Below are 12,599 nucleotides of genomic sequence, written 5' to 3' on the forward strand. Positions count from 1 at the left end.
CCAACCAGGGACGGATCGCCCGGGCCACGGCGCTGGTCATGGGCGCCACCATTTTAAGCAAAATCATGGGGTTTGGCCGGGAGGCGGTTTTAGCGGCGGCCTTCGGGGCCAGCGCGGCCACCGATGCTTACCTGGTGGCCATGATTATCCCGGCACTCCTGTTTGGCCTGGTGGGCACCACCATTACCACTGTGGGCATTCCCTTTTTCAGCGAGTACATCCACCGGCCGGATAAAAGGTCCGAGCTGCCGGCATTGATCTGGACCAGTTTTCACGCCGTCACCGGCGCCCTTTTAGTCATTGCCCTGCTGGGGCTGCCGGCGGCCCCCTGGCTGGTGCGCATCCTGGCCCCGGGATTCACCCCGGAGCAGGCGGCGCTTACCACCCAGCTGGTGCGGGTGCTGCTGCCCATGGTGGTGATCATGGGCATGGTGGGCTGGGCCCAGGGGGTGCTCAACGCCCACCAGCATTTCGCCGCCCCGGCTTTTATGGGCATTCCCTATAACATCATCATGATCGGGGGCATTTTGCTGGCCGGGGCTTACGGGGGCATTGCCGGGGTGGCCTGGGCCACGGTGCTGGCCACGGCAAGCCAGTTTCTCATCCAGGTGCCGGCCCTCTACCGGCGGCGCATCAGCTACCGCCCGGTCTTTAACTGGCGCCACCCGGCTTTAAAGAAAATGCTCTGGTTGGCCGGGCCGGTGTTGATTGGGGTGGGGGCCAACCAGTTAAATGTGATTGTAGACCGCATGCTGGCCTCAAGCCTGGCCGAAGGCAGCATTTCCGCCCTTAATTACGCCCAGCGGGTTTTAAACCTGCCCCAGGGCCTTTTTGCCATTCCCCTGATTACCGTGCTTTACCCCACCCTGACGGAACGGACGGCCCTGGAGGATTCCACCGGCTTTTTGGCGGGTTTAAGCAGGGGTTTACGGGTGCTGGCTTTTGTTTTGATTCCCCTGACGGTGGGAATGATGGTTCTCCGGGAGGACCTGGTGCAGTTTATCTTTCAGCGGGGCGCCTTTGACACCCGGGATGCCGGCATGACCGCCGTGGCACTCCTCTTTTACACTCCGGGCCTGCTTTTCCTGATGTGGCGGGAGTTCCTCAACCGGGCCTTTTATGCCCTGCAGGATACCTGGACTCCCATGGTTACGGGCCTGGTGGCCGTAGCCGTAAACATCGTTTTAAACCTGATCCTGGTCCGCTACACCGGCCTGGCCGGCCTGGCCCTGGCTACCTCCGCGGCCGCGGGGGTTGGTTGCATGCTCTTGTTCTGGCTGCTGCGCCGCCGGCTGGGGCACATTGGCGGTACGGCCCTGCTACGGGAAACGGGGCGTATTCTCGCGGCCTCCCTGTTAATGGGGCTTTTAGTATGGTGGCTGGATGTACGGGGGCTGGCGTTAATGGGCTGGTCCTTCCTGGAGGGCCTGGCGGGAGTTTTCCTGGGCAGCGGCGGCCTGTCCGGTTTTGTGCTGCAGGGCCTCCGCCTGGGAGCGCTCATCACCGCCGGCGGGTGTTTCTATTTTTTAAGCTGCTGGCTGTTGCGGGTAGGGGAGATGAACTACACCCTGGAACTGGCCCGGAACATCCTCCACCGCCTCCGCCCGGCGGCCCGGTAAAGAATGCACCAGAACACAGGCGTTTTAGGACCTTCACAATTGGCGCTTCCTAACAACATCGGGCAACCGCTGTAAGAAAACAGGGGCGGCGGCCGTTCCTTCGTTGATTGAAGGACGGCCACCGCCCAACCAGTTTAATAATCAGTCAATATTAAAAAGAGGATTGATGACTAAACCGGTAATCAGTTTGGGGTAAAAGAAAGTGGATTTCTGGGGCATTTTTTCGCCGCTGGCGGCCACCGCCGTGACCTCCTCCACCAGGGGGGGGTTAAGGAAGAAGGCCAGCTGGTACTCGCCTTCGTCCACGGCTTTCAGTGCCCCCGCCTCTTCCCGGGTGTAGGTGAGGTGGCTCTCCCTGGCCCGCTCCGCGCCGCCGATGCCCAGAAGGCGTTCCAGGATCAGGTGGTGCAGCACCGAAACATCCAGTCCCTGCCAGGCGGCGGAATGGCCGTCAGGCATCAGGCGGGGCAACGCCCCTTCATCCCGCAGGGTCAAGAGATACAGGCGCCCCCCGCCGCAGTACAGGCCGAAGGAGTGACGGTGGGAAAGGGGGCCCGCGCCGGGCCGGGCGTCTCCCGTGAAGCCCCCCCGGGCGGCCAGTTCTTTGATGAAACCGGCAAAGTTGCCGTAGCCGGGGGCAAGAGGGAAGACCTCTATCTCAAAATGTTCCTGTATCTTACCCAAAAGTTCATCCACATCCAGGCCCTCAACGTTGCGCACCAAGCGGTGGGTCGGCAGCACCACCAGGCCGGGATCGTACAGGTTGACCAGGGTCATCATCACATAATCATAAGGTCCCGGTCCGGCGGGGTTGCCCTCCTCCTGCCGCCTTTCCCGGCTGTAAGCCAGGGCCGTTTCGTAGCGGTGGTGGCCGTCGGCAATGAAAACGAGCCTGCCGGCCATGGTCTGCCGCACCTGCTCAATAACGGTTGGGTCCGTGATCACCCACAGGCGGTGGGCATGGCCGTTTTCATCGGTAAACTCCAGGTCCGGCGAACCGCCGGCCCGTTGCCGCAGAAGGTTGTCCACAGCCATTTCTGCATCGGTATAAAGGCCAAAGATCGGACTGAAATTGGCCCGGCAGGCCCGCATCAGCGCCAGGCGGTCGGCCTTGTGCTTGGGCAGGGTCTCCTCGTGGGGCAGGACCACGCCCTTCTCGTAGGGCTCCAGCCTGACCGCGCAGATCATTCCGCTGCGTACCAGACGTTTTCCACCGGCGCTAAATTCCTGTTCGTAAAGATACAGTGCCGGGGATTCTTCCGGCACCAGCACGCCCTTCTCCCGCCAGGCGGTAAAATCGGCTGCCGCCCGGGTGTAGCGGTTGTTGCTTTCGTCATCGCCGGGATAGACCTTGCCGTATTCCAGGCGAATGATATTGTAGGGGTGGCGCTGGTAGTAGCCGTCCTGGGCTTTTGCGTCAATGACATCGTAGGGGGGGGTCACCAGGTCGGCGAGGGGCCCCACACCGGGGGCGTAGCGCAGTCCCCTGAAGGGTTTGATTTCAGCCAATCTCTTCACACTCCTTGCTATCGCTCTTTTTCCTCGTCCAGCGGTTGCTGTCCCGCTGCCGGTATTTTTCCATCATGCGGCAAAAGGCCTCTTCCAGGTCAATGCCCAGGGAGTTGGCATAACAAACGATGATAAAAAGCACGTCGGCCAGTTCCAGGGCCAGATCCCCCGGAGGTTCCCCGGGTTTTTTCGGTTTCTGGCCGTAGAGATGGTTGACTTCCCGGGCCAGCTCACCCACCTCTTCGGTCAGGCGGGCCAGCATGGCCAGCGGGTGCCAGTAACCCTCTTCAAACTGGCTGATCCAGCGATCCACTTCCTGCTGCATTTCCCTGATCTCCACGCCAAACCTCTCCCGTTGTTAAAATAACTTCCCAAGCGCCTGCGAGGCTCACCGGAGAACGCGTGCAAACGGCCAGGCAAACTGGCCTTACCTTTGCCATTATACCCTGCAGGACACAAGGTGAAAAGACCTATTTCCTGAAGTCCACCTGGCAACGACCACATCTTTCCACTTAATGGTCATATTTTCCCCCGCCGGAACATATTGTTTTCACAGCAGGAAGGAGGGAAAAGCCATGGAACCTATACGCGGGCCGCACTGGTTGATTTTACGCAGGAAATACCTGCTGGCCATCCTGGGCCTGCTTCTTTTCCTCCTGGCCCTCCGGGTATTATCAGGAGGGCTGGCTCCCGAACCGGAGATAGCTCCCGAACAACTGCTGGCGGAAGCCCTGGAAAAAACGGCCACCAGCAAAAGCTTTCGTTACCAGGTGGAAGCCAGGCTGGGCCGGGACGGCGTACTCAGCCGGGTGGAAGGGGAACGGCAGGCTCCCGACCGCATACACATTAAGGGTACTATGTATAACAACCCCGTGGAATTTATCCAGGTGGGGAACACCACTTATATGCGGGACCTGTGGACCAAAAAGTGGCTTACCATGGAAGGAAACCGGCTGGCCCAGTCGGAACTTTTTGTGGCTGAATTTAACCCCCTGGGGTTTTTGAAATTCAAGGATGCCCTGGGTGTCCGTTACCGGGGCAAAGAAAAGTCAAAGGAAGGCCAAATGCTGGTGCTGGAGTGCCAGCCCCTTTTGGATAATTCCTACCTGGAATTGAAGTATACGGACTACTACTGCAAGTTGTGGATCGATCCCGAAGACCACCGCATTCGCCAGGCCGTTTTGGAGGCCAAAGGACCGGGGAACACAACGGGCCTCTCGGTGGGCCTGAAGCTGTGGGATTTTAACCGGGAAATGAACATCAGCCCGCCGGTATGATTTTCGACAAATAATTGACGCTACCCCGTTTTTCTTTTATTATAAATTAAGGACTTTAAATAACGCGGCGTTGTTGCTGCATTTTTTGTTTTCAGGAGTGGTGTTTCTTTGTATGAGGATATGGAAAGAGTTTTAATTGCCGAGGACGAGATTGCCCGGCGGGTACGCGAGCTGGGGGCGGAGATTTCCCGGGACTATGCCGGGAAGGAACTACTGGTAGTCGGCATATTAAAAGGGGCGGTAATCTTTATGGCCGACCTGGTACGCTGCCTGAACATCCCGGTACGCCTGGACTTTATGGCCGTCTCCAGTTACGGTGCTTCCAGCGAGTCCTCAGGGGTTGTGCGTATTTTAAAGGACCTAGAGCAGAACATCGAGGGCCTGGACGTTTTAATCGTCGAGGATATTGTGGATACCGGCCTGACGCTTAACTACCTGCGGGAGAACCTGCTCACCCGGGGGCCGGCCAGTTTAAAAATCTGCACCCTCCTGGACAAGCCCAGCCGGCGCAAAGTAAACGTGCAGGTGGACTACAACGGCTTCGTCATCCCCGACGAATTCGTGGTCGGCTACGGCCTGGATTACGATGGCCGCTACCGCCACCTGCGGGATATTCTGATCCTGAAACGGCAAGTTTATTGCGGCAAAGAGCAAAGGGAAAACTGTACTTGATTTTTAAGGCAGGAAAGCCGGGAGGTTATCCGCACCATGTCCATCCAAGACCAGCAGGAAATGGTCATTGTCCTGGACTTCGGCGGCCAGTACAGCCACCTAATCGCCCGCCGCATCCGGGAGTTGAAAGTATTTTGTGAAATGCTGCCCTACAACACGCCCCTTGATGAAATCAAAAGACATCATCCCCGGGGCATTGTTTTTTCCGGCGGGCCGGCCAGCGTCTACCAGCCCGGGGCTCCCACCGTGGACCCGGCCGTTTATGAGCTGGGCATCCCCATCCTGGGCATTTGTTACGGCATGCAGTTAATGACCAGGCAACTGGGGGGGATGGTTACCCGGGCCGAACATCACGAGTACGGCAAAACGGCCCTGGAAATCCTTGACACCAGCGACCTTTTTTGCGGCTTCGAGCCCATTGAACAATGCTGGATGAGCCACGGCGACCGGGTGGAGGCCCCGCCCCCGGGATTTGAGGTCATCGCCCGTACGGAACTGGCTCCCGTGGCCGCCATGGCCAACCGGGAGCGCAGGCTTTATGCCGTTCAGTTCCACCCGGAAGTGATCCATACCCCCAGGGGCCAGGACATCCTGCGCCACTTCCTTTACGATGTCTGCGGCTGTAAGGGCCGCTGGACCATGGGCTCTTTTATTGAAGAATCCATCAGGGAAATCCGCGCCCGGGTGGGGGACAGGCGTGCCCTCTGTGCCATCAGCGGCGGCGTGGATTCCTCGGTGGCCGCCGTACTGGTCCACCGGGCCATCGGCGACCAGTTGACCTGCATTTTTGTGGACCACGGCCTGTTGCGCCAGGGCGAGGCCGGGCAGGTGGTCAGGGTCATCCGGGAACAGTTTCACATCCCGCTGATCCATGTGGACGCCAGCCGGCGGTTCTTAAACCGCCTGGCGGGGGTAACCGACCCGGAACAAAAGCGCAAAATCATTGGGGAGGAATTCATCCGGGTTTTTGAGGAAGAGGCCGCCAGGCTGGGACAGGTGGACTTCCTGGTCCAGGGGACTCTCTACCCCGACGTGGTGGAAAGCGGTACGGCCACGGCAGCGGTAATCAAGTCCCACCACAACGTGGGCGGCCTGCCCGAGGACATGCAGCTGGAACTGATCGAACCCCTGCGCTGGCTTTTCAAGGACGAGGTGCGGGAACTGGGCAAAGAGCTGGGCCTCCCGGAAGAAGTGCTCTGGCGCCAGCCCTTCCCGGGATCGGGGCTGGCTGTGCGCATCCTGGGGGAAGTAACCCCGGAAAAACTGGAAATCCTGCGCCACGCCGATGCCATTGTCAGGGAGGAAATCCGCCGGGCCGGCCTGCACCGGCAAATCTGGCAGTATTTTGCCGTGCTTCCGGACCTGCGGAGCGTGGGAGTGATGGGTGACGGGCGGACCTACGCCTACACCGTAGCCGTGCGGGCGGTGCACAGCCACGACGGCATGACGGCGGACTGGGTACGCCTGCCCTACGAAGTGCTGGAACGTATATCCAGCCGCATTGTCAACGAAGTGGCGGGCGTAAACCGGGTGGTCTACGACATCACCTCCAAGCCGCCGGCCACCATCGAATGGGAGTGAAATGGTTATTGACAAGCCCGTTCCCGCCTTGCTAAGATACATTTGTAAGGATGGCTATTTTTCCCGATTTCAAGATAAAAACTTTCGAGAAAGTGTACCTAGGGTTCCACACCCGGTTTACAGGGTGGTTCGGTCCGAGCGGTACAGGCCCGGAAAAGCAATTTTCCGGGTTACACCGGCAGGGAGAAAAGCCCAGGCGGTAGGTTTCTCACATGTACACGGAAACCTGCCCGCCTGGGCTGATTGTTTAATCCTTAATTCCGGTGTATATTCAGTAAAACCGATATGACAAGGATGCGGCGCTGTCCGGAGCGAACGACTTGCGAAGCGCCGTTAACAGCACCCGGTGAACCCAGCACTCACTGGCCATAATGCTCTTTCTAAGCCTGCTGTAACAAAATAGCAAGTGCAGAGCTTTACAGTATAACTTTTTTCGGTGAGTGCTGGGCGGCCCGAAGCGAGCCGCAGTGCTGTCGGCGCGAAGCATTGGAGTGAGCGAGGACAGCACCGCATCCAACAAGGAGGAGGTTAAAAAATGCTCGAAAAAATTTTCAAACTGCGCCAGTACCACACCAGTGCACGTACAGAGGTTATTGCGGGACTGACCACCTTTATGACCATGGCCTATATCCTGTTCCTCAACCCCAACATCCTGGCCGCTACCGGCATGGACAAAAACGCCGTCTTTTTTGCCACTGCCGTTAGCGCGGGCCTGGTCACCATCGCCATGGGCCTCCTGGTCAACTATCCCATCGCCCTGGCACCGGGCATGGGCCTCAACGCCTATTTTGCCGCCGTGGCCGCCCAGCATGTGGGCATGCCCTGGCAGGCGGCCCTGGGTGCGGTATTCATCTCCGGTATCATATTTATTCTCCTCACCGTCACCCGGATCCGCCAGTTGCTGGTGGTGGCCGTGCCAAACTCCATCAAACGGGCCATTATTGTGGGCATCGGGCTATTCATCACCATGCTGGGCCTGAAAATGGCCGAATTCATGGTCATCAAAGCCGGCCCGGTAATCCCGCCCACCATGGAGGCGCTCTCCAAATCCGGCGGCATTGCCACCCTGCGTTTCTTCGAGTGGAATATTTTCCTGGGCAGCTTTGCCAACCCGGTTACCCTGCTGGCCCTTATTGGCCTGGTTATCTCGGCCCTGTTGATGGCCAAGAGGATTAAGGGGGCCCTGCTGCTGGGCATTATCCTCACCACCCTCATTGGCATCCCCCTGGGCGTCACCCAAATCCCGGCCAATTTCCATCCCTTCGCCCTGCCCGATTTTTCCCGCCTGGCGGTGGGCAAGCTAGATCCGGCCGGGGCGCTGCACATGGGCATCTGGACGGTAATCTTCACCTTTACCTTTGTGGAACTCTTTGATACCTTCGGCACCCTGGTGGGCACTGCCGGTAAGGCGGGTCTGCTGGATGAAAACGGCCAGTCCCCCCGCCTGGGCCGGGCCATGCTGGTGGATGCCTGCGGGGTGGCTTTCGGCGCCTTAATGGGCACCAGCACCGTCACCGCCTACATCGAAAGTACCGCCGGCATTGCCGAGGGTGGCCGTACCGGCCTCACGGCCGTAACCACGGGCATTTTGTTCCTCCTGGCATTGATCCTGGCACCCATTGCGGGGTTGATTCCGGGAGCGGCCACCGCCCCGGCGCTGATCATCGTCGGCCTTCTCATGGCCCAGGCCATCAAGGGCATTGATTTCGAGGACTTTACCGAAGGAATGCCGGCCTTCTTAACCATAGTTTTGATGCCTTTCACCGGCAGTATCGCCAACGGCATTGCCGCCGGGATCATTTTTTACACCTTGCTCAAACTGGTCAGCGGCCGGGCCCGGGAAGTACACTGGCTGATGTGGGTCCTGACCGCCCTTGTGCTCGCCCGCTACCTGTTCCTGGCGGAACACTGAACGCAGAAAATGAGGTGAAACCATGACCAAACCGCTGGTTGGCATTGTTATGGGCAGCGACTCGGATCTGCCCGTAATGAAAGAGGCCGTGGATATGCTGGAGAAATTCGGCCTGCCATACGAAGTGAGCATTTCCTCCGCCCACCGGGCACCGGAGCTCACCGCCGAGTACGCCCGGTCGGCGGTGGAACGGGGGCTGGCGGTGATCATCGCCGCCGCCGGGGTGGCCGCCCACCTGCCGGGGGTCATTGCCGCCCAAACCCCCCTGCCCGTAATCGGCGTACCCATCAAAAGCGGGCCCTTAAGCGGAGTGGATGCCCTCTACTCCATGGTCCAGATGCCCCCGGGCATTCCCGTGGCCACCATGGCCATTAATGGCGCCCGAAACGCCGCCATCCTGGCGGCCCAGATTATCGGCGCAACCAACCCCGAAGTGCGGGCTAAGGTCCTGCGGTACAAGGAAGAGCTGGCCCGGGTGGTGGAGGAGAAGGCCCGGCGGCTGCAGGAACTGGGTGTGGCGGGTTATCTTGAGCAAATGGGAGGAGCCAAGGGATGATCGAGCGTTACACCCTGCCGGAAATGAAGGCCATCTGGTCCCAGGAAAACAAGTTCCGCAAGTGGCTCGAGGTGGAAATTTACGCCTGCGAGGCCATGGCCGAAATGGGACTTATCCCGGAAGAGGCTTTCAAGCAGATCAGGGAAAAGGCGGACTTCAACGTACGGCGCATTGAAGAAATCGAAGCAGAGGTCAACCACGATGTAATTGCCTTTCTTACCTGCGTGGGGGAATATGTGGGTGATGCGGCCAAGTACATCCACATGGGCCTCACCTCCTCCGATGTGCTGGATACGGCCCTGGCCGTGCTGATGAAGGAGGCCGGCCAGCAGATTTTAAGGCGCCTGGAGGAGCTGCGGGCGGTGCTTTTGGAGCGGGCCAGGGAGCACCGCTACACCCTGATGATCGGCCGCACCCACGGGGTGCATGCCGAACCCATCACTTTCGGCTTGAAAATGCTTCTCTGGGTGGCGGAGACGGAACGGAATATAAATCGTATGAAGCGGGCCATCGACGTCATCAGTGTGGGTAAAATTTCCGGTGCGGTGGGTACCTACGCCAACATAGATCCCCGGGTGGAAGCCCATGTCTGCCGCCGCCTGGGCCTGCGCCCGGCCCGGATTTCCACCCAGGTGCTCCAGCGGGACCGCCACGCCGAGTTTATGACCACCCTGGCCGTCATCGGCAGCTCCCTGGACAAGTTTGCCACGGAAATCCGCAACCTGCAGCGCACGGACATTCTCGAGGTGGAGGAATACTTTGCCAGGGGACAGAAGGGCTCCTCGGCCATGCCCCACAAGCGCAACCCCATTACTGCCGAGCGCATCAGCGGCCTGGCCCGGATCCTGCGGGGCAATGCCCTGGCCGCCCTGGAAAACGTGGCCCTGTGGCACGAACGGGACATCTCCCATTCCTCGGTGGAGCGGGTGATCATTCCGGACAGCACCATCACCCTGGATTACATGCTCTACAAGATGACGGCCATCATGAAAAATCTCCTGGTTTACCCGGAAAACATGCGCAAAAACCTTGAGCGCACCCACGGCCTGCTCTTCTCCCAGCGGGTGCTCCTGGCCCTGGTGGAAAAGGGCCTGTCCCGGGAACGGGCCTACGAGCTGGTACAGCGCAATGCCATGCGCTCCTGGCGGGAGGGCACCGGCTTTGAGACGCTCTTAAAGGAAGATGCGGACATTACCTCCGTTCTCCCCCCTAAAGAAATTGAATCCCTCTTTAACTACGACTATCACCTGCGCCATATAGATGACATATACCGGCGTTTCGGCCTCTAACTTTGCCAGAAGGGAAGGATTAACTTGCAAAAGGGAGAAATGCTCTACGAGGGAAAGGCCAAGAAGATTTACCGCACCAGCGATCCGGGTGTGTACCTGGTGGAATACAAGGACGACGCCACCGCCTTTAACGGGTTAAAAAAGGGAACCATTTCCGGCAAAGGCGAACTAAACAACAAGATCTCGGCCCACTTCTTCCGCCTTTTGGAACACAGGGGTATAGCCACCCATTTTTTGGAACAGGTGGGCGACCGGGAGATGCTGGTCCGGGCGCTGGAGATAATCCCGGTGGAAGTGGTGGTGCGCAACATTGCCGCGGGCAGCCTGGCCAAACGTTTGGGCCTGGCCGAGGGCACGGCCCTCCCCCGCCCGGTGGTGGAGTATTACTATAAAAGTGATGAGCTGGGAGATCCCCTGATTAATGACGACCACATCGCCGTCCTGGGCCTGGCCAGTGCGGAGGAAATGAACGTTATAAGAAACACGGCCCTGGTAGTAAACGACATCCTGCGGGAATACCTGGTCGGGCGCAATCTGGTACTGGTGGATTTCAAGCTGGAATTCGGACGCAGTGACAAAGAGATCCTCCTGGGGGATGAGATTTCTCCCGACACCTGCCGTTTCTGGGATGCCCAAACAAAGGAAAAACTGGACAAGGACCGCTTCCGCCGGGATTTGGGCGGCGTGGAGGAGGCCTACCAGGAGGTCTGGCGCAGGCTGGTTGGTTAACCAAAAAGAGGGGGGATAACGGTGGGAGCCGCCAACGACTGGTGGACGGACAAGCCAAAGGAAGAGTGCGGCGTTTTTGGGATCTATGCCCCCGGGAAAGATGTAGCCCGGCTCACCTATTACGGTTTGTATGCCCTGCAGCACCGGGGACAGGAAAGCGCCGGCATTGCCGTGGGCGACGGCAGGCATGTGCGGCTGCATAAGGCCATGGGGCTGGTGCCAGAGGTTTTCCAGCAGGGGGACCTGGATGAACTGAAGGGCCATGCGGCCATCGGCCACGTGCGTTATTCCACCACTGGAGCCAGTTCCCCCATTAATGCCCAACCCCTGGTTTTCCGTTATGCCGGCGGCATGCTGGGTCTGGCCCATAACGGCAACCTGACCAACGTCAGCGAATTAAGGGCCAGGCTGGCCTCCACGGGTTCTGTCTTCCAGTCCTCCACCGACAGCGAGGTAATTGTCAACCTGATCGCCCGCTACGGCCAGACGAGCCTGGTCGACGCCATTCTGAAGTGCATGATCGACCTGAAGGGCGCCTATTCCCTGGTCATCCTCACCGAAAAAAACCTGCTGGCCGTGCGGGACCCCCATGCCTTTCGCCCCCTTTGCCTGGGCACCCTCCCGGGCGGGGGCTATGTGGTAGCCTCGGAATCCTGCGCCCTGGACACCGTAGGTGCCCACTGGCTCCGGGACGTGGCCCCGGGAGAAATAATCATCGTCGATGAAAACGGGTTGACCAGCCTGCAGGGAATGCTCCCCCGCCGGCGGGCCCATTGCATCTTTGAATATATTTACTTTGCCCGGGCCGACAGCCTGATGGACGGCTTCAACGTCAACCGGGTGCGCCGGGAAATGGGACGCCAGCTGGCCCGGGAATACGCGGTGGAAGCCGACCTGGTCATTCCCGTCCCGGACTCGGGCACGGCCGCCGCCCGGGGTTATGCCGAAGCCTCGGGGATCCCCTTTGAAGAAGGGTTGATGAAAAACCGTTATATTGGACGGACCTTCATTCAACCCAGCCAGGACCTGCGGGACCTGGGGGTGCGGCTGAAGCTCAATCCCATCCGGGAAGTGCTGGCCGGCAAGCGGGTGATCATGGTGGACGACTCCCTGGTCAGGGGTACCACCAGCAGCAAACTGATCGCCATGTTGCGGGATTGCGGCGTCAAGGAGGTACACCTGTGCCTCTCTTCCCCGCCGGTGGTACATTCCTGCTACTACGGCATTGATACCTCCAACGAAGAGGAGTTGATTGCCGCCCGGATGCCCCTGGAAGAAATTCGCCGCATGATTAACGCCGATGGCTTGTATTATTTAAGCATCGAAGGCCTGCTTTCCGTCTTCGGTGAACGCCGCAACGACTTCTGCACCGCCTGTTTTACCGGAGACTACCCGGTAGCAGTGCCACAACCCGAAAAAGCGGGAAAACTCAGTCTGGAGTAGGGGGAAGGAAAC

At 59.2% G+C, this 12,599-nt stretch carries 11 protein-coding genes and 1 riboswitch; of the genes, 9 read left to right on the forward strand and 2 right to left on the reverse strand.

Annotated elements, in window-relative coordinates; translation table 11 throughout:
- Window positions 1–38 precede the first annotated feature (38 nt).
- Window positions 39–1,619, forward strand: coding sequence for a murein biosynthesis integral membrane protein MurJ (murJ, locus tag J2Z49_RS04990; RefSeq protein ID WP_307400390.1), 1,581 nt, complete (start codon window positions 39–41; stop codon window positions 1,617–1,619).
- Between the two features lie 141 nt (window positions 1,620–1,760).
- Here the strand turns inward: murJ and J2Z49_RS04995 are convergent, their stop codons facing one another.
- Window positions 1,761–3,128, reverse strand: a complete 1,368-nt coding sequence (locus J2Z49_RS04995) for a DUF1015 domain-containing protein (RefSeq protein ID WP_307400391.1) — start codon at window positions 3,126–3,128, stop codon at window positions 1,761–1,763.
- Entirely contained in the window at window positions 3,121–3,468 is a 348-nt protein-coding gene (locus J2Z49_RS05000; protein WP_307400393.1) for a nucleotide pyrophosphohydrolase, read from the reverse strand. The genes J2Z49_RS04995 and J2Z49_RS05000 overlap by 8 nt, the downstream gene beginning before the upstream one ends.
- Window positions 3,469–3,703: 235 nt before the next feature.
- On the opposite strand from J2Z49_RS05000, the gene J2Z49_RS05005 reads away from it, so the two are divergent.
- The 8 genes from J2Z49_RS05005 (at window position 3,704) to purF (ending at window position 12,587) form a co-directional block, all read left to right on the forward strand.
- Window positions 3,704–4,405, forward strand: coding sequence for a hypothetical protein (locus tag J2Z49_RS05005; RefSeq protein WP_307400395.1), 702 nt, complete (start codon window positions 3,704–3,706; stop codon window positions 4,403–4,405).
- 108 nt (window positions 4,406–4,513) lie between these two features.
- Window positions 4,514–5,077, forward strand: coding sequence for a hypoxanthine phosphoribosyltransferase (hpt, locus tag J2Z49_RS05010; RefSeq protein WP_307400397.1), 564 nt, complete (start codon window positions 4,514–4,516; stop codon window positions 5,075–5,077).
- 36 nt (window positions 5,078–5,113) lie between these two features.
- Complete coding sequence (guaA, locus tag J2Z49_RS05015; protein ID WP_307400399.1) at window positions 5,114–6,658, forward strand: glutamine-hydrolyzing GMP synthase; 1,545 nt, start codon at window positions 5,114–5,116, stop codon at window positions 6,656–6,658.
- Window positions 6,659–6,745: 87 nt separating this feature from the next.
- Window positions 6,746–6,859: riboswitch (guanidine-I (ykkC/yxkD leader) on the forward strand.
- A 334-nt stretch (window positions 6,860–7,193) separates the two neighbouring features.
- Window positions 7,194–8,570, forward strand: a complete 1,377-nt coding sequence (locus J2Z49_RS05020) for an NCS2 family permease (protein ID WP_307400401.1) — start codon at window positions 7,194–7,196, stop codon at window positions 8,568–8,570.
- A 22-nt stretch (window positions 8,571–8,592) separates the two neighbouring features.
- Window positions 8,593–9,126: a 5-(carboxyamino)imidazole ribonucleotide mutase gene (gene purE, locus J2Z49_RS05025; protein WP_307400403.1), complete on the forward strand. Its 534-nt coding sequence runs from the start codon at window positions 8,593–8,595 to the stop codon at window positions 9,124–9,126.
- The gene (gene purB / locus J2Z49_RS05030) at window positions 9,123–10,415 is read left to right on the forward strand and encodes an adenylosuccinate lyase (RefSeq protein WP_307400405.1); all 1,293 of its coding nucleotides are present in this window, start codon (window positions 9,123–9,125) and stop codon (window positions 10,413–10,415) included. The genes purE and purB overlap by 4 nt, the downstream gene beginning before the upstream one ends.
- Window positions 10,416–10,439: 24 nt before the next feature.
- Window positions 10,440–11,144, forward strand: a complete 705-nt coding sequence (gene purC / locus J2Z49_RS05035) for a phosphoribosylaminoimidazolesuccinocarboxamide synthase (protein WP_307400407.1) — start codon at window positions 10,440–10,442, stop codon at window positions 11,142–11,144.
- Window positions 11,145–11,165: 21 nt separating this feature from the next.
- The gene (gene purF / locus J2Z49_RS05040) at window positions 11,166–12,587 is read left to right on the forward strand and encodes an amidophosphoribosyltransferase (RefSeq protein WP_307400409.1); all 1,422 of its coding nucleotides are present in this window, start codon (window positions 11,166–11,168) and stop codon (window positions 12,585–12,587) included.
- Window positions 12,588–12,599 lie beyond the last annotated feature (12 nt).

The sequence above is a fragment of the Desulfofundulus luciae genome (assembly GCF_030813795.1).
GTDB lineage: Bacteria > Bacillota > Desulfotomaculia > Desulfotomaculales > Desulfovirgulaceae > Desulfofundulus > Desulfofundulus luciae.

Bases quoted from the DNA above. Each gene is read 5' to 3' on its own strand.
- murJ (WP_307400390.1), top strand. From the start codon at position 39: ATGGGCGCCACCATTTTAAGCAAAATCATGGGGTTTGGCCGGGAGGCG.
- J2Z49_RS05005 (WP_307400395.1), top strand. From the start codon at position 3,704: ATGGAACCTATACGCGGGCCGCACTGGTTGATTTTACGCAGGAAATAC.
- guaA (WP_307400399.1), top strand. From the start codon at position 5,114: ATGTCCATCCAAGACCAGCAGGAAATGGTCATTGTCCTGGACTTCGGC.
- J2Z49_RS05020 (WP_307400401.1), top strand. From the start codon at position 7,194: ATGCTCGAAAAAATTTTCAAACTGCGCCAGTACCACACCAGTGCACGT.
- purE (WP_307400403.1), top strand. From the start codon at position 8,593: ATGACCAAACCGCTGGTTGGCATTGTTATGGGCAGCGACTCGGATCTG.
- purB (WP_307400405.1), top strand. From the start codon at position 9,123: ATGATCGAGCGTTACACCCTGCCGGAAATGAAGGCCATCTGGTCCCAG.